General features: G+C 67.5%; 14 protein-coding genes. All 14 read left to right on the forward strand.

Annotated elements, in window-relative coordinates:
- The first annotated feature begins 23 nt into the window (after nucleotides 1-23).
- The 14 genes from SLQ33_RS06435 (at nucleotide 24) to eccD (ending at nucleotide 15799) form a co-directional block, all read left to right on the forward strand.
- Nucleotides 24-1352, forward strand: coding sequence for an EspA/EspE family type VII secretion system effector (locus tag SLQ33_RS06435; RefSeq protein WP_319452965.1), 1329 nt, complete (start codon nucleotides 24-26; stop codon nucleotides 1350-1352).
- A gap of 29 nt (nucleotides 1353-1381) precedes the next feature.
- Nucleotides 1382-1699, forward strand: a complete 318-nt coding sequence (locus tag SLQ33_RS06440; RefSeq protein WP_319452966.1) for an ESX-1 secretion-associated protein — start codon at nucleotides 1382-1384, stop codon at nucleotides 1697-1699.
- Nucleotides 1700-1710: 11 nt separating this feature from the next.
- Nucleotides 1711-2550, forward strand: coding sequence for an ESX secretion-associated protein EspG (locus SLQ33_RS06445; protein WP_319452967.1), 840 nt, complete (start codon nucleotides 1711-1713; stop codon nucleotides 2548-2550).
- 17 nt (nucleotides 2551-2567) lie between these two features.
- Nucleotides 2568-3056 (forward strand): YbaB/EbfC family DNA-binding protein, encoded by a 489-nt coding sequence (locus tag SLQ33_RS06450; RefSeq protein WP_319452968.1) that lies wholly within the window; start codon nucleotides 2568-2570, stop codon nucleotides 3054-3056.
- The gene (eccA, locus tag SLQ33_RS06455) at nucleotides 3049-4770 is read left to right on the forward strand and encodes a type VII secretion AAA-ATPase EccA (protein WP_319452969.1); all 1722 of its coding nucleotides are present in this window, start codon (nucleotides 3049-3051) and stop codon (nucleotides 4768-4770) included. The genes SLQ33_RS06450 and eccA overlap by 8 nt, the downstream gene beginning before the upstream one ends.
- 1 nt (nucleotide 4771) lies before the next feature.
- Nucleotides 4772-6235, forward strand: a complete 1464-nt coding sequence (gene eccB / locus SLQ33_RS06460) for a type VII secretion protein EccB (RefSeq protein WP_319452970.1) — start codon at nucleotides 4772-4774, stop codon at nucleotides 6233-6235.
- On the forward strand, nucleotides 6235-8460 hold the full coding sequence (gene eccCa / locus SLQ33_RS06465; protein ID WP_319452971.1) for a type VII secretion protein EccCa: 2226 nt from the start codon (nucleotides 6235-6237) through the stop codon (nucleotides 8458-8460). Before eccB ends, eccCa begins: the two co-directional genes overlap by 1 nt.
- A 10-nt stretch (nucleotides 8461-8470) precedes the next feature.
- On the forward strand, nucleotides 8471-10249 hold the full coding sequence (eccCb, locus tag SLQ33_RS06470) for a type VII secretion protein EccCb (protein WP_319452972.1): 1779 nt from the start codon (nucleotides 8471-8473) through the stop codon (nucleotides 10247-10249).
- 144 nt (nucleotides 10250-10393) lie between these two features.
- Nucleotides 10394-10687: a PE family protein gene (locus SLQ33_RS06475; protein ID WP_319452973.1), complete on the forward strand. Its 294-nt coding sequence runs from the start codon at nucleotides 10394-10396 to the stop codon at nucleotides 10685-10687.
- 74 nt (nucleotides 10688-10761) lie between these two features.
- Nucleotides 10762-12036, forward strand: a complete 1275-nt coding sequence (locus SLQ33_RS06480; RefSeq protein WP_413467603.1) for a PPE family protein — start codon at nucleotides 10762-10764, stop codon at nucleotides 12034-12036.
- 94 nt (nucleotides 12037-12130) lie between these two features.
- Nucleotides 12131-12433, forward strand: coding sequence for a WXG100 family type VII secretion target (locus tag SLQ33_RS06485; protein WP_319452975.1), 303 nt, complete (start codon nucleotides 12131-12133; stop codon nucleotides 12431-12433).
- A gap of 36 nt (nucleotides 12434-12469) precedes the next feature.
- Entirely contained in the window at nucleotides 12470-12757 is a 288-nt protein-coding gene (locus tag SLQ33_RS06490; RefSeq protein WP_319452976.1) for a WXG100 family type VII secretion target, read from the forward strand.
- A 94-nt stretch (nucleotides 12758-12851) separates the two neighbouring features.
- Nucleotides 12852-14273, forward strand: a complete 1422-nt coding sequence (locus tag SLQ33_RS06495) for a MinD/ParA family protein (protein ID WP_319452977.1) — start codon at nucleotides 12852-12854, stop codon at nucleotides 14271-14273.
- Nucleotides 14270-15799 carry a type VII secretion integral membrane protein EccD gene (gene eccD, locus SLQ33_RS06500; RefSeq protein ID WP_319452978.1) on the forward strand — a complete coding sequence of 510 codons (1530 nt, stop codon included), beginning with the start codon at nucleotides 14270-14272 and terminating at the stop codon, nucleotides 15797-15799. The genes SLQ33_RS06495 and eccD overlap by 4 nt, the downstream gene beginning before the upstream one ends.
- Nucleotides 15800-15808: the final 9 nt, after the last annotated feature.

The raw sequence follows: 15808 nt of genomic DNA on the forward strand, positions 1-15808 counted from the left end.
ATCCGGCGAAGGGGTGAACACGTATGGGGTTCTTGGACGCGGTCGAGGACATCGGCGGGGCGATAGTCGACGCTGGCAAAGGCTTCGCCGAGGCCGTCGACGCTGCGGGGCCAATCGTCGACAAGTTGCTGCGGGCGGCGAACTCCCCGATCCTCGAAGGCGGCCAAGTGATCATCGCCGGGATGCGCCGCACCACGGGCACCGGTAAACCCGACGACGGTGACCAGTTCGGCCAGGGCGGTCAGCGGTTCCGCGACGCGTCGGACGTGCTGGCGACGGCCGAACCCACCGACGACTGGACGGGCAGCGGCGCCGACGCCTACGCGACATCGAACCGCAGGCAGCAAGGCCGCACGGTCACGATGGCGGGGCTCGACCGCCAAGTACAGACGGTGATCGCGCGTGAGGCCTTCCAGGTCGGCTATCACCGGGGCAAGCTCGACGACCAGTCAAACTGGCTCGCAGACGTCGGACTCACCACGTTCAAGCTGGGCCTCATCCCCGGGATCGGGCCCGCGATGAAGGCAGCGGCCGAGACGCAGTGCGTGATCGCCGCGGTGGGTTCCAGCGCGATGGAGCTCGCGTCGCTCTCGGACGAGGTCAGCGTCAACGCCGCGGCCGTGCAGGGGCTGGTCGGTCATTACGAGCAAGTCGGTCGGTCGACGGGTGACGTGGCGCCGATGTCGCCGCCACCCCCACCTCCCGGCGACCCGGGCGAGGATCCGAAGGACGGGCCGCCCGACGGCGACGAGGCACCTCCCCGTGATTCCCCCGGTGAAGGCCCCACCGACGCGCCGGGCGGCGGCGGGTCGGACGGCGGGGGTGGGGGCTCGTCCGGTGGCGGTGGAGCACCTTCCGGCGGTGGCGGGCCCGCGAGCGTCCCGCCGCCTGCCGCGGCGGTCCCGAGCATGACGGCCCCTGCGGTGCCCGCGGCGCCGATGACGGGCGGCGGTCCCGCCGCGGCGGGCGGCGTCCCTGCCGCAATGGGCGGGCTGCCTTCGGCGCCCGGCGGTGCGCCCGCAGGCGCGGGCGGGGCGGCGATGCTGGGTCAGCTGATCCAAGCCGCCGTCCAGCGCGCGTTGGACCAGCGGGCCGCACAGCAGGCCCGCGACGAGAAGGACGCCGAGGACCGGGAGAAGGAGCTCGAGGACCCAGCGAAGGACGAGGACGGCGACGGCATACCGGACGCCGAACAGGACACCGGGCCAGAGGCGGCACCGGGTGCCCAGGCCGGCGGCCGGGCACCCATTCACGTGGAGTTCGACGTCGATCCCGAGCGGCTGGCGACGCCGATGACGGTTACCTTGGATCGAGATCGTTCGATCGTGGTGCCGCCCACCACAACGACATAGCAAGATAGATTTTCGGAGGGGGTTTTCACATGTCTACCGAGCTGCGTGTGCTGGTCGCGCACCTGGGCGAGTTGGCGGCCAAGCAGGGCGAGGCCGCGGCGGTGATCGGATCCGCGACCGACGCAGTCAACGGCGTCGGTGCGTGGGTGGCGTCCACGCACGGCACCATCTCGTCGTCCACCGCCGCTGCCGTCGCGGCCGTGGAGCACGCCCGCCGCACCGCTGGCGGCAAGCTGGAGCGGGAGTCACGGAAGACGCAGCACCGGCTGACGCAGTCAGCGGCGAACTACGAGCTCACCGATCGAGAAGTCGGTGGCCGCGTCACACGTCAAATGCGGCCGAGTTAGGGGGTTGAGTCGTGAGCGGAACCGGAGCAGGCACCTCCCACCTCGATGACGTCGTTGCCGTCGAGCTGACCATCGACGGCATCCTCGTCATCGCAGACCGACTCAACCTGATGGAGTTTCCGACCGCGCTGGGTATCCGACCGAACATCCCGCAACTCGAACTGCGCGACGTTGTCTGGGAGCAGGTCGGTCGCGACTTGACCGCCCAGGGCGTGCTGGACGTGTTCGGCACGCCGCACCCGGAGGTCGCCGCAATGATCGACACGCTCAGTCGCGCCGACCGGACACTGGAAGGCCGGTGGTGGCGCCGCGACGTGGGCGGCAAGATGGTGCGGTTCGTGGTGTGTCGCAAGGGCGAGCGGCACGTGGTCGCCGCGCGTGACGGCGACATGCTGGTACTGCAGCGCGTCGCACCGCAAGTGGGTTTGGCGGGCATGGTCAACGTCGTGCTGGGGCCGGGAACACCCGTCGACGTCGAGCCGATGACCGCCGTCGCGAGCAAAGTGGCCGAGGCCACGTCCGCAAACCAGTTGACGCAGTTCGGCATTGACCCCGTCTCGGCGCGCAAGTACGCCGACCTGATCAACGAACCCAAGAGCTGGGTGGAACTCACCGCCACCGAACGCCATCCCGGCGGAACCTCCACCCAGGCCGACGCCGCCGCGGGGGTACTCGAGGCGCGCCAAGGTCGAATCGTCTCGCTTCCCCGCAAGGTCAACGGCGAGCTGTACGGCAGCTTCCTGCCAGGAACTCCCGAGAACCTGCAGCGGGCACTCGACGGGCTGCTCGCCTTCCTCCCTTCGGGCTCGTGGTTCGACCAGGCCACCACAGACGCCTCGTACCCGGACTGAGAAAGGCACTCCCCTTCGTGGACGACACTCCGCCGAGCGGTTCCGACGACGATCACGACGATCTCGCGGCCGCACTGGACTTCTCGCCCCCCGTACGATCTGACACGTCGGACCTCGACGCGCTCGGTGGCTACGTGGTGGGTGGCGACGGAGTGAGCGACGACGAACTTCCCGTGCCAGTGTTCTCCGTGACGAATCCTCCCGGAACCGTCACCGTGACAACGTTCATGGACGGACGCGTCCAGCAGATCGACCTATCGCCGAAGGTAACCACGTTGACAGAGTCCATGCTCGCCGAGGAGATCGTCGTGGTCGCCCGGCTGGCCACCCAGGACGCCCGCGCCGCGCAGTACTCCTTCATGCTCGAAGGCATGCGCCAACAGGGCCACGACGACGTCGCGACACGCGACTTCCTCGAACGCGACCTCGACCTCCCGTCCCCCGAACAAGCCATCGCGGCCCGTGCGGCCGTCTTCGCCGAGCGCTACGGAGGTGACCATGAGTGAGCAACTTGCCGGACTGTTCGGCAGCGCCGTCGGCATGCTGGCGAGTTCGCCGACGCGATCCCTCGAGATGTTCACCGAGATCACCGGCGTCGACGAAACCGCCTGCGACGCATGGATCGGACGTATCCGGTGCGGTGACACCGACCGGGTCACGCTCTTTCGCGCGTGGTACTCCCGCGCCAATTTCGGACGTTTGGCGGGTGCGGCCGAACTCTCGATGAACACGCTCAACGCGCGCGTTCACATCGGGGGATTGTTCGGCGACATCACCTATCCGGTGATCTCGCCGTTGGCGATCACGCTGGGCTTCGCCGTTCACGAGGCCACCGAGGGCAACTTCGCCGACGCGATGGAGGCGTTGGAGGACGTGCCCGCTGCGGGCGCCGAGCACCTCGTCTCGTGGGTCAAGGCGGTGATCTACGCCGCCGCCGAACGGTGGACCGACGTCATCGATGAGGTCCGCGGGGCGACGTCGTGGCCCGACAAGTTCCTTGGCGCCGCGGCAGGCGTCGCGCACGGGGTAGCCGCGGCGAACCTGGGCTTGTTCACCGAGTCGGAACGACGGCTGACCGAGTCGAATTCGTCGCCGGCCGGTGAGGCGTGCGCCGTCGCCATCGCCTGGTACCTGGCCATGACGCGCCGCAGCCAGGGCAACGAGGAGTCCGCGGTCGCGTTGCTCGAGTGGTTGCAGGCCACGCACCCGGAGCCGAAGGTCTCGGCAGCGCTGAAGGATCCGAACTCCCGGCTGGTTACCGTCACCCCGGAGAAGATCGCCTCCCGCACCGATCAATGGGATCCGTCGAGCACGGTCGCCGACAACTCCGGTCGCGAGCAGCTGCTGGCCGACGCCGAGGCCGAACTGGACCGCCAGATCGGGCTCAGCAGGGTCAAGGAGCAGATCGAAAGGTACCGCGCGGCAACGCAAATGGCCCGGGTGCGAGAAGCCCGCGGCATGAAGGTCGCGCAGCAGTCCAAGCACATGATCTTCGCCGGTCCGCCGGGCACCGGCAAGACGACGATCGCCCGGGTGGTGGCCAACATCCTGGCGGGGCTCGGCGTCATCGCCGAGCCCAAGCTCGTCGAGACGTCGCGCAAGGACTTCGTGGCGGAATACGAAGGCCAGTCGTCGGTGAAGACGTCGCGCACCATCGACCGCGCCGTGGGTGGGGTGCTGTTCATCGACGAGGCGTACACGCTCGTTCAGGAACGCGACGGCCGGGCCGACCCGTTCGGCACCGAGGCGTTGGACACGCTGCTGGCGCGCATGGAGAACGATCGCGACCGGCTGGTGGTGATCATCGCCGGATACAGCGCCGACATCGACCGGCTGCTCGAGAGCAACGACGGTCTGCGCTCACGGTTCTCCAATCGGATCGACTTCGACTCGTACCTGCCAAGCGAGATCGTCGAGATCGCCGAAGTGCTTGCCAAGGGCAATGATTCGATACTCAGCGACGAGGCGGCCAAGCGCGTGCTCGAGGCCGCGACGTCGCTGTTCCAGCAATCGCTCAACGGCAAGCCGGCGCTCGACATCGCAGGCAACGGACGGTATGCACGCCAGCTGGTGGAGGGCGGCGAGCAACGCCGCGACATGAGGTTGGCGCGGTCCGTCGACTTCGACAGTCTCGGCGTCGAGCAGCTCAGCGAGATCACCGGCGAAGACATGGCTGCGGCGATCGACGCCGTCCACGGGCGACTGAACGTCGGCGAGTGACGTGGCTGGATTCCGACTCACCACCAAGGTTCAAGTCAGTGGCTGGCGTTTCCTGCTCCGCCGCGTCGAACACGCCATCGTGCGGCGTGACACCCGCATGTTCGACGATCCGCTGCAGTTCTACAGCCGTGCGGTGTCGATCGGCATCGTCGTCGCGGTACTGATCTGTTTGGGCGCAATGCTTCTGGCGTACTTCAAGCCACTCGGCAAGCGCGGCGGCGACAGCCTGCTGGTCGACCGCACCACCAATCAGCTCTACGTGGTGATGCCCGGCAACGGTCAGCTTCATCCGGTGTACAACCTGACGTCCGCGCGGCTGGTGCTGGGCAACCCGGGCAATCCCAGCGCCGTCAAGTCCGAAGAGTTGAACCGCATGCCAAAGGGTCAACCGATCGGCATCCCGGGTGCGCCGTACGCCACCCCGGTGGCGACCACGCCCGAATCGATGTGGACGTTGTGCGACACCGTCACCAAGCCCGAGAGCATCGCACCCGCGATCGAACCGTCGGTGATCCTGCTGCCGTTGGTGTCCGACGGGTCGGTCGGACCGATGCGGCCCGATCAAGGCCTGCTGGTCTCGTACAAGGGCGGCGACTGGCTGGTCACCGAGAACGGCAGGCACGCCATCGACCTGACCGACCGCGCCGTCACGTCGGCGGTTGGCATCCCGGTGACGTCGAAGTCCACGCCCGTCTCCGAAGGGCTGTTCAACGCGATCCCGAACGCCGGACCGTGGCAGTTGTCCGCCATCGGCGCGATGGGAGCGCCGAATTCCCTTGGCCTTCCGCCGAACCTGGTGATCGGGAGCGTCTTTCAGACCGTCACCGACTCAGGTGACCAGAAGTACGTGGTGTTGGCCGACGGAGTGGCGAAGGTCAACGACACCACCGCTGCGGCGCTGCGCGCCACCAATTCGTTCGGGCTGATTTCACCGCCGGCAGTCGAATCCAGCGACGTGGCCAAGGTCACCGAGCAGGTGTATACGTCACCGTTGCCCGACCAACCCCTCGACATCGTCCTGCGCGACGAAGCGCCCGCGCTGTGCTGGTCGTGGCAACGCGAGCCGGGTGACCAGAGCCCGAAGACCGCGGTGATCAGCGGTCGCCACCTACCCATTCCCGCGGGTGCGCTGAACACGGGCATCGACCAGATCGGCGGCAACTCAACGGTCTTCATCAATGGCGGGCAGTTCATCCGGCTGCAGTCGCCCGATCCGCGCTACGGCGAGAGCCTGTACTACATCGATCCGCAGGGCGTCCGGTACGGACTGCCCAACGAGGAGACGGCCAGGATGTTGGGGCTCAACGCCCCGGTGACCGCGCCGTGGCAGGTGGTCGGCCTGCTGGTCGACGGGCCCGTGCTGTCCAAGCAGGCGGCCCTGCTCGAACACGACACGCTGCCAGCCGATCCCAGTCCACGCAAGGTCCCCGACGGCAACTCACCAGTACCCGTGGCAGGAGGCTGATGACCACCAAGAAGTTCACGCCGACCATCAAGCGGGGGCCGCGGCTGACGCCGGGCGAGATCAACGTGACGCCGCCGGACGACCTCGGCGTGGAGATCCCCGCGTCGGGCATTCAGAAGATGCTGCCGTGGGTGATGGGTGGCGGCATGATCGGCATGATCGCGATCATGATGTTCACCGGCATCCGGCAGCTCTCGCCGTACATGCTGATGATGCCGCTGATGATGATCATGGCGACGGTCGGATTCATGGCGGGCGGCGGTCCCGGCGGCAAGCGCGTCCCCGAGATAAACGCCGATCGCAAGGAGTACCTGCGCTACCTCTCCGGACTGCGCACCCGCGTGACATCTTCTGCCGCAGCACAAGTGGCGTTCTTCAACTACCACGCGCCGCACCCCGACGACCTGTTGTCGCTCATCGGGACCAATCGGCAGTGGTCGCGTCAGACCAGCACCGACTTCTACGCGGCGACCCGAATCGGGCTGGGCACCGAGCCCGCCGTCGACCGCCTGCTCAAGCCCAACGTCGGCGGTGAGCTCGCGGGGCCGCAGGCCGCACCGCAACCGCACCTCGAACCGGTCAGCCACATGTGGCTCACCAAGTTCCTGCGTACCCATGGTCTGATCCACGACTGCCCGAAACTCCTTCAGCTGCGCACGTTTCCGACGATCGCCGTTGGTGGCGATCCGGACGGATCCGCCGCTCTGCTGACCGCCATGATCTGTCACCTGGCCGTCTTCCATCCGCCGGACCTGCTTCAAATCCGGGTGCTGACCGAGAACCCCGAAGATCCGACGTGGGCGTGGCTGAAGTGGTTGCCGCACGTTCAGCATCAGACGGACACCGACGCCGCGGGCGCAACGAGGCTGGTGTTCACGCGCCCGGACGGGTTGTCGGACCTGACGGCGCGCGGGCCGCACACCGCCGATGCCGTCCCGAGCGGACCGTACGTCGTGGTGATCGACTTGACCGGCGGCAAGGCGGGTTTCCCCGTGGACGGGCGGGCCGGGGTCACCGTGATTACGTTGGGCAACCAACGCGGATCGTCCTACCGGATCAGGGTGGACGCCGACGGCACCGCCGACGACTGGATGCCGAGCCAATCGTTCCGACTGGTCACCAGCTCGTCCGATCGCATGACGCCCGAGCAGGCCGGACGGATCGCCCGCAAGCTCGCCGGGTGGTCGATCACGGGCACCATCATCGACAAGAGCATCCGGGTGCAGAAGAAGGTCGCCACCGAGTGGCACCAGATCGTCGGAGCGCAGACGATCGAGGAGGTGACGCCCAGCCGGTGGCGCATGTTCACCGACACCGACCGGGACCGGCTCAAGGTGCCGTTCGGCCACGAGCTCAAGACCGGCGACATCATGTACCTCGACATCAAGGAAGGCGCGGAGTTCGGGGCCGGGCCGCACGGCATGCTCATCGGAACGACAGGCTCGGGCAAGTCGGAATTCCTTCGCACGCTGATCCTTTCGCTGGCCGCCACGCACCACCCCGATCAGGTGAACCTGTTGCTCACCGACTTCAAGGGCGGCTCGACGTTCCTCGGCATGGAGAAGTTGCCCCACACCGCGGCCGTCGTCACCAACATGGAGGAGGAAGCCGAGCTGGTCAGCCGGATGGGCGAAGTGCTCACCGGCGAGCTGGACCGTCGGCAGTCGATACTCCGTCAGGCGGGCATCCAGGTCGGCGCCGCGGGTGCGCTCTCGGGTGTCGCGGAGTACGAGAAGCATCGCGAGCGGGGTGCCGAGCTCCCGCCGTTGCCAACGCTTTTCGTCGTCGTCGATGAATTCGCGGAGCTGCTGCAGAACCATCCCGACTTCATCCAGCTGTTCGATCGCATCTGCCGCGTCGGTCGATCGTTGCGCGTGCACCTGCTGCTGGCGACGCAGTCGCTGAACACCGGCGGGGTGCGCATCGACAAGCTCGAGCCCAACCTGACCTATCGCATCGCGCTGCGGACCACGAGCTCCGCTGAGTCCAAGGCCGTGATCGGAACGCCTGAGGCGCAATACATCACGAACAAGGAGAGCGGCGTCGGATTCGTCCGGGTGGGCATGGAGGATCCGGTGAAGTTCCAAAGCGTCTACACCGGCGTGAACTACGTACCCACCGAGCCCGTGGACGATCTAGGGGAGCCTGCGCCGCGCCACGCCGCCCAGAGTCGGGTGCGCATCCACGCGTTCACGGCGGCGCCGATTGCGGAGGCGATGACGTGAGAGTCGAGACATGAGCATCGAACCAGAACAGCGCGTGCTGCGCGAAGTCGTGCTCAACCAACTGACCACCGGTGAGATCCGCGCCTACCGAATGTGGTTGCCGCCGTTGACCGATCCCGTGCCGGTCAACGAGCTCGTCGAGCGCGACCAGCGTCAACCGCTGCGCTTCGGGCTCGGCATCATGGACGAGCCGCGCAGGCACCGCCAAGAGGTCTGGGGCATCGACGTCTCCGCCGCTGGCGGCAACATCGCTATCGGCGGTGCACCCCAGACGGGCAAGTCGACCTTCCTGCAGACGATGCTGTTGTCGGCGGCCGCGTCGCACACGCCGCGGCAGGTGCAGTTCTATTGCATCGACCTCGGCGGCGGCGGGTTGATGTACCTCGAGGACCTGCCGCACGTGGGCGGCGTGGCGACGCGTTCGGAACCCGACCGGGTCAACCGCATGGTCGCCGAGATCAAAGCCGTACTCCGTCAACGCGAAGCGATGTTCAAGCAGCACCGGGTGGGCTCGGTCGCCACCTACCGGCAGATGCGCGACGACCCGAACCACCCGGCGTTCGCCGACCCCTTCGGCGACGTATTCCTGGTGATCGACGGGTGGCCGGCGTTCGTCGCCGAGTTCCCCGACCTGGAGCCCGTCGTGCAGGACATCGCGGGCCAGGGCCTGGCGTTCGGCGTGCACACCGTCATCTCCACGCCGCGCTGGACGGAGCTCAAGGCGCGCGTGCGCGACTACCTGGGCACGAAGGTCGAGTTCCGGCTCGGCGACGTCAACGAGACGCAGATCGACCGCATCACGCGCGAGATTCCGGCCAACCGTCCCGGCCGCGCGATCTCGCTGGAGAAGCACCATCTGATGATTGGCGTGCCGCGGCTCGACGGCGTCCACAGCGCCCTGAACATGGTGCCCGCGATCTCGGCCGCGGTGCAGCACATCAGCACGCTGCACACGGACCAGGCGCCGCAGGTGCGCGTGCTTCCCGACCGCATCTACCTCAACGAGCTCGACCCGCACCCGCCCGGTCCGGAGTCCGACTACCGCACCCGGTGGACGGTTCCCATCGGCATCCGCGAGTCCGACCTGTCGGTGGCGTACAGCCCGATGCATACGTCGCCGCATCTCTTGGTGTTCGGGGCGCCGAAGTCGGGCAAGACGCGCATCGCACACGCGGTCGCTTCGGCGATCTGCGCGCGCAACAGCCCGTCGCAGGTGCGCTTCATGCTGGCGGACTACCGGTCGGGCCTGCTCGACGCGGTGCCGCAGAGCCATCTGCTCGACGCTGGCGGCGTCAACCGCAACAACGCGTCGCTCGAGGAGGCGATCAAGGCGCTGGCGATGAACCTGCAGAAGCGGCTTCCGCCTCCGGACCTGACGACGGCCCAGCTACGGGCGCGGTCGTGGTGGACGGGCCCCGACGTCGTACTGCTCGTCGACGACTGGCACATGATCGTCGCGGCCAGCGGCGTGATGCCGCCGATGGGGCCGCTGGCACCGCTACTTCCCGCCGCCGCCGACATCGGCCTGCACGTCGTCGTGACGTGCCAGATGAGTCAGGCGCATCGCGCCACCATGGACAAGTTCGTGGGCGCCGCGTACGGGGCTGGGTCGCCCACGATGTTCCTCTCGGGCGAGAAGACGGACTTCCCGTCCAGCGAGATCAAGGTGAAGCGGCGGCCGCCTGGCCAGGCATTTTTGGTGTCTCCGGACGGCAAGGAAGTCATCCAGGCGGCCTACGTGGACCCACCCGAAGAAGAAGTGTCTGCAGCACCCCCGACGGGCCGGTAATATTTCTCGCAAGACGTTCAGCAACGCTGACGGCGACGAATTAGCAAACGGATCGGGGGACGATCAATGCGGACGATGGATCGTCATTGCGCTCCCGGCCCTGCCGTGAAGTTAACCCTTCGAATTACATAAGGAGTATTCGCAATGCAACCCATGTCCCACAACCCCGCAGCTGCGGCCATTGGTGCCCAGGTCGTCGCGAACGCCGCCCGTGGACTTGCTGGCGGTACTGCCGCATCAGCCGAGGTTACGGCCTTGCTGCCGGCGGGTGCCGACGAGATTTCGGCGCAGGCCGCGCTGGCGTTCGCCACCGAGGGCCTTGAGTCGACCGCACTGAATGCGTTCGCGCAGGAGGAGCTCAGTCGGGCCGGTGCCGCATACGCCGAGGTGTCGGGCATTTACACCGCTGTCGACGGCGCCAACGCCGCCGTCCTGTAGTCATACATTTATCAACTGTCTGAATCGGAACTAGCTCCCAGCAAATCATGACTGCATTGCCCGCAATTCCCACCATGCTCTGGCACGCAATGCCGCCAGAGCTCAACACGGGACGGCTGATGGCCGGCGCCGGTCCGGCGCCCATGCTTCAGGCCGCCGCCGGGTGGGAAGCGTTCGCAATCCTGCTCGAGACTCAGGCCGATGAATTGATGGCCAGCCTGGCCGCTCTCACGTCGGCCTGGTCCGGCTCAGCAAGCGAGCGCGCGGTGTCGGCCACCATGCCGATGGTGGTGTGGCTTCGGACGACGTCCATGCAGGCGCAGAAGCGGGCGATGCAGGCGATCGCTCAAGCTAACTCCTATGCGTTGGCGCTGGCGACCACGCCACCGCTGGTGGAGATCGAGCAGAACCACATCACGCACGGCATCCTCGAAGGCACCAACTTCTTCGGCATCAACACCATCCCGATCGGACTCAACGAAGCCGACTATCTCATCCGCATGTGGAACCAGGCGGCATTCGTCATGGACGCCTACCAAATGGAGACCACGGCAAACACCTTGTTCGAACCGATCCTGCCGATGACGCCGATCGTCATCCCCGGGGTCGGGGAGGGCACGGCATCCGGGGCCATCGGACAGGTCGCGGCCATGGCGCCTGGCGCGGCGATGCGCGAGGCGTCCTTCGCCCACGTCGGCGCCCAGGCCACCGTCGAGTCCATCGGGCTGATCACCGGCAACATGGTCAGCCAGGCCAACATGGCCGCGACGCGGGGCGAGGGCGCGGCGCAGCGCGCGCAGAACGCTCAGCAGAATCCCATGCAGCAAGGCGCACAGCAGGGTGTCCAGATGGCCACTCAGATGGCGTCGCAGCTGGGATCGACGCTGATCCAGCTTCCGCAGCAAGCGACTCAGATGGTCTCGCAGCCGATGCAGCAATTGATGGCGCCGATGCAGCAGTTGACGTCGATGTTCAGCGGCGCGGGCTCCGACAAGGCCCAGATGGGCCTCATGGGAGCCAGCCCACTGTCCAACCATCCGCTGGCCGGCGGGTCCGGGCTGAGTTCCGGCGCCGGCTTGGTGCGCGCGGCGTCGGTGCCCGGCGCGGGCGGAACCATGTCGCGCACGCCGATGATGGCCAACCTCATCGGCAACACCGAGATGTCCCCCAAGTCGATGCCCGGTGCGGGGGCCGGGTCCAACACCGCCGGGCTCGCGCCCGTCGGCTCCGGGTCTGGAAGCCCGGGAATGATGGGCCACAACAAGAAGGACGGCGGGTCCCGTCCGGGACTTCAAACGCCGACGCTGCTCGCCTACGACACCGGCGAGGACGAAGAAGACGACTGGTAGGTCGTCACGACAAAGACTTCCCGGCCCGAGGGGGCGGAAGGACTCGCCATTTTCCCGTGGTGAGGACACAGGAAAAGAGAAAAGGTAAACAACGATGGCACAGATGAATACCGATGCCGCTGTCCTCGCCAAGGAGGCAGCCAACTTCGAGCGCATCTCCGGAGAGCTCAAGGGCGTCATCGCACAGGTCGAGTCCACCGCCGGTTCGCTCGCGGGTCAGTGGCACGGGCAAGCGGGCATGGCTGCTCAGGCCGCGCTCGTCCGCTTCCACGAGGCGGCGGCCCGTCAGGTCCAGGAGTTGAACGACATTTCGGCCAACATCCACACCTCGGGCACGCAGTACACCTCCACGGACGAGGACCAGACGTCCACCCTGTCCAGCGCGATGAACCTCTGACCACACCTACCCATACCTAGAACGGAGACATAGAACATGAGTGAACAGCTTTGGAACTTCGCAGGCATCGAGGGCGGCTCCGGCGAGATCCAGGGGTCCGTGGCCACCACCGCGGGTCTGCTCGACGAGGGCAAGGCGTCGTTGGCGGCCCTGGGCGCCATCTGGGGTGGCTCGGGCTCGGAGGCCTACCAGGCCGTCCAGACCCGCTGGGATTCCACGTCGCTCGAGTTGAACAACGCGCTGCAGAACCTGGCGGCGACCATCAGCGAGGCCGGCTCCACCATGGCGCAGACCGAAGCCGGCGTGACCGGTATGTTCGCCTAACACGGCTGAGCACGGAGGGTGGGCGCGCCCGGCCAGTGGTCAGGCTCGCCCACCTCACGTGCGCTCCGCATGAACTCACGTTAAGAGGTTTTCCATGTCGGCCGACTATGACCGGCTCTTCCACTCCTCGGATCCAGCACAGTCCGAAGAGGAGACAGCGAACGTCGACCGCGACATCGTGGCCGGCGGCGCTTCCGCACCGATGCCCGTCAAGACGGGGCGCGGCGACGCGCCGTCCGGGCCGATGCCCATGACCCCGCCGCCGACACAGGCCGCCGCAGCACCCGCGACGGCGCCGCCTCCACGCGCGGCAGAGATCACCAGCCAGCTGCGGCCCACCCAAGGCACCGGCCAGCAGCGCGTGCAGAACGGCATGATGCGCGCGCCTCAAGCCCCCACCTCCGCCGGCGCGCGGTACGAACAGCCGCGACCGGCGACCGCACCGCAAGCTCGTCCGGCTCCCACCCCGGCGCCCTCACAGCACTTCATCGAAGCGCCGCCGGAGAGTCGCGGCGTCGTGTGGGGCACCTCCGCGCAACAGCAGGCGTCCGGACCCGTGCCGACGTCGGCGGCCAGCATCGGCAATCACCGTGCCATCGACGCACTTTCACACGTCGGCGTGCGATCCGCGGTCAAGATGCCGTCCCAGCGCGGGTGGCGTCACATCATCTACATGTTGACCCGGATCAACCTCGGGCTGTCTCCCGACGAGCTCTACGAGTTGGACCTGCATGCACGGATCCGGCGCAACGCCCGCGATTCGTACCAGATCGGCGTCTTCGGGCTGAAGGGCGGCGTCGGCAAGACCGCCGTGACGGTCGGGCTCGGGTCCACGCTCAGCAAGATCCGGGGCGACCGGATTCTGGCCGTCGACGCCGATCCCGACGGCGGCAACCTCGCCGATCGCGCGGGACGGCAGTCCGCCGCGACCATCGCGGACCTGTTGTCGGACAAGGAATTGAACCGCTACAACGACATTCGCGCGTACACCAGCATGAATGGCTCCAACCTCGAGGTGCTGTCCTCCGAGGAGTACAGCGGCGCGCGTCGTGAGTTCAACGACGACGACTGGAAGGGCGCCGTCGACGTCGTCTCGCGGTACTACAACCTCGTGCTGGCCGACTGCGGAGCCGGGCTGTTCCAGCCGGCGTCGCGCGGCGTGCTGTCGACCGTGGCGGGTCTGGTGATCGTGGCCAGCGCGTCCATCGACGGTGCCCGCCAGGCGGCGGTGACCATGGACTGGTTGCGGCAGAACGGATATCAGGATCTGCTCGGCCGTTCCTGCGTGGTGATCAACCACGTCGTGCCCGGCAAGCCGAACATCGACGTCGAAGACCTCGTGCAGCAGTTCGAACGGCACGTTCCGCCGGGCCGCGTCATCGTGCTGCCACACGACAAGCACATCGCCGCAGGTACCGAGATCCAGCTCGAGCTGCTATCCGACACGTTCAGGAGGCGGATCACCGAACTGGCCGCGGCGCTGTCCGACGACTTCGACCGGCTCGAACGGCGTTGACCACCACGGCCGCAGCCACCAGCACGCCGGGCGTCACGCCCGGACGGCCGTCGACGACGCGGGTCACGATCCTGACGGGTCGTCGCATGACGGACCTGGTGCTGCCTGCGGCGGCGGCGATCGAGACCTACATCGACGAGACGGTCGCCGTGCTGGCCGACCTGCTGGAGGACACTCCGGCAGATGTGTTGGCGGGCTTCGACTTCAAGGCGCAGGGGGAGTGGGCGTTCGCTCGCCCCGGCGCTCCGCCGATCAAGGCGAGCGATTCGCTCGACGAGTCGGGGGTGGTCGACGGTGCGCTGCTGACGTTGGTGTCGGTGACCCGGACCGAGCGGTATCGGCCGCTCGTCGAGGACGTCATCGACGCCATCGCGGTGCTCGACGAGTCACCGGAGTTCGACCGGACCGCGCTGAATCGGTTCGTGGGGCTGGCGATTCCGATCGTCGCCTTCGTGATCACGGGGCTCGCGCTGAAGGCGTGGACGGACGCGGGGCACAGCTGGTGGTGGGCGGTGGCGCTCGGCGTGCTCGGCCTCGCGGTGCTCGGCGGCAGCATGCTGTCGAAGACGCGGTACGGCAACCTCGACATGTCCGAGAGCCTGCTGGTGGCGGCGATGCCGCTGCTCGCGGGCGCGGCGGCGCTGGCGGTTCCGTTGCCGCGCGGTGCCGCAGGACTGGGTGCGCCGCAGTTGGCCGGCGCCGCAGCCGTGGTGCTGCTGCTGGTGCTGGCCACGCGAGGCGGCCCGCGCAAGCGTGCGGAGGTGGCGTCGTTCCTGGCGGTGACGGCCGTCGCGGCGACGGCGGCGGGCATCGCCTACGGCTACGACTGGCAGGAATGGGTTCCTTCCGGCGCCATCGCGTTTGGGCTCATCGTGGTGACCAACGCGGCGAAGCTGACGGTCGCGGTGGCCAGGATCGCGCTGCCCCCGATTCCCGCGCCCGGCGAGGTCGTCACCAATGACGAACTGCTGGACCCGGTTTCGAGTCGCGACGCCACCGAAGAGGAGTCACCGACCTGGCAGGCGATCATCGCCTCCGTGCCGGAGTCGGCCGCCCGACTGACCGAGCGCAGCCATCTGGCCAAGCAGCTGCTGGTGGGCTTTCTGACGGCCGGTGCGCTGGTGCTCGCGTTGGGTGCCGTCGCGGTCGTCGTGCAGGGACACTTCTTCGTTCACAGCCTCATCGTCGCCGGCCTCGTCACGGCGGTTTGCGGCTTCCGGTCGCGGCTGTACGCCGAACGGTGGTGTGCCTGGGCGCTATTGGCGGCGGCCATCGTCATCCCGTCGGGTGTGACGACCCGGCTGTGCCAGTGGTATCCGCAGCAGGCGTGGCTGATCGTCCTGTGTTACGTAGCGATCGTCATCGTGGCGTTGATCATGGTGGGTGCCACTGACGGCGTGCGACGGATGTCGCCCGTCACCAAGCGAATCCTGGAGCTCGTCGACGGTGCGACCATCGCCGCGGTGATCCCGCTGCTGCTGTGGATCGCCGGTGTGTACGACGTGCTGCGGAACATCCGGTTCTAAGGAGGAGGC

This window comes from Mycobacterium sp. RTGN6, from assembly GCF_033804605.1.
In the GTDB taxonomy this organism is placed as follows: Bacteria; Actinomycetota; Actinomycetes; order Mycobacteriales; family Mycobacteriaceae; genus Mycobacterium.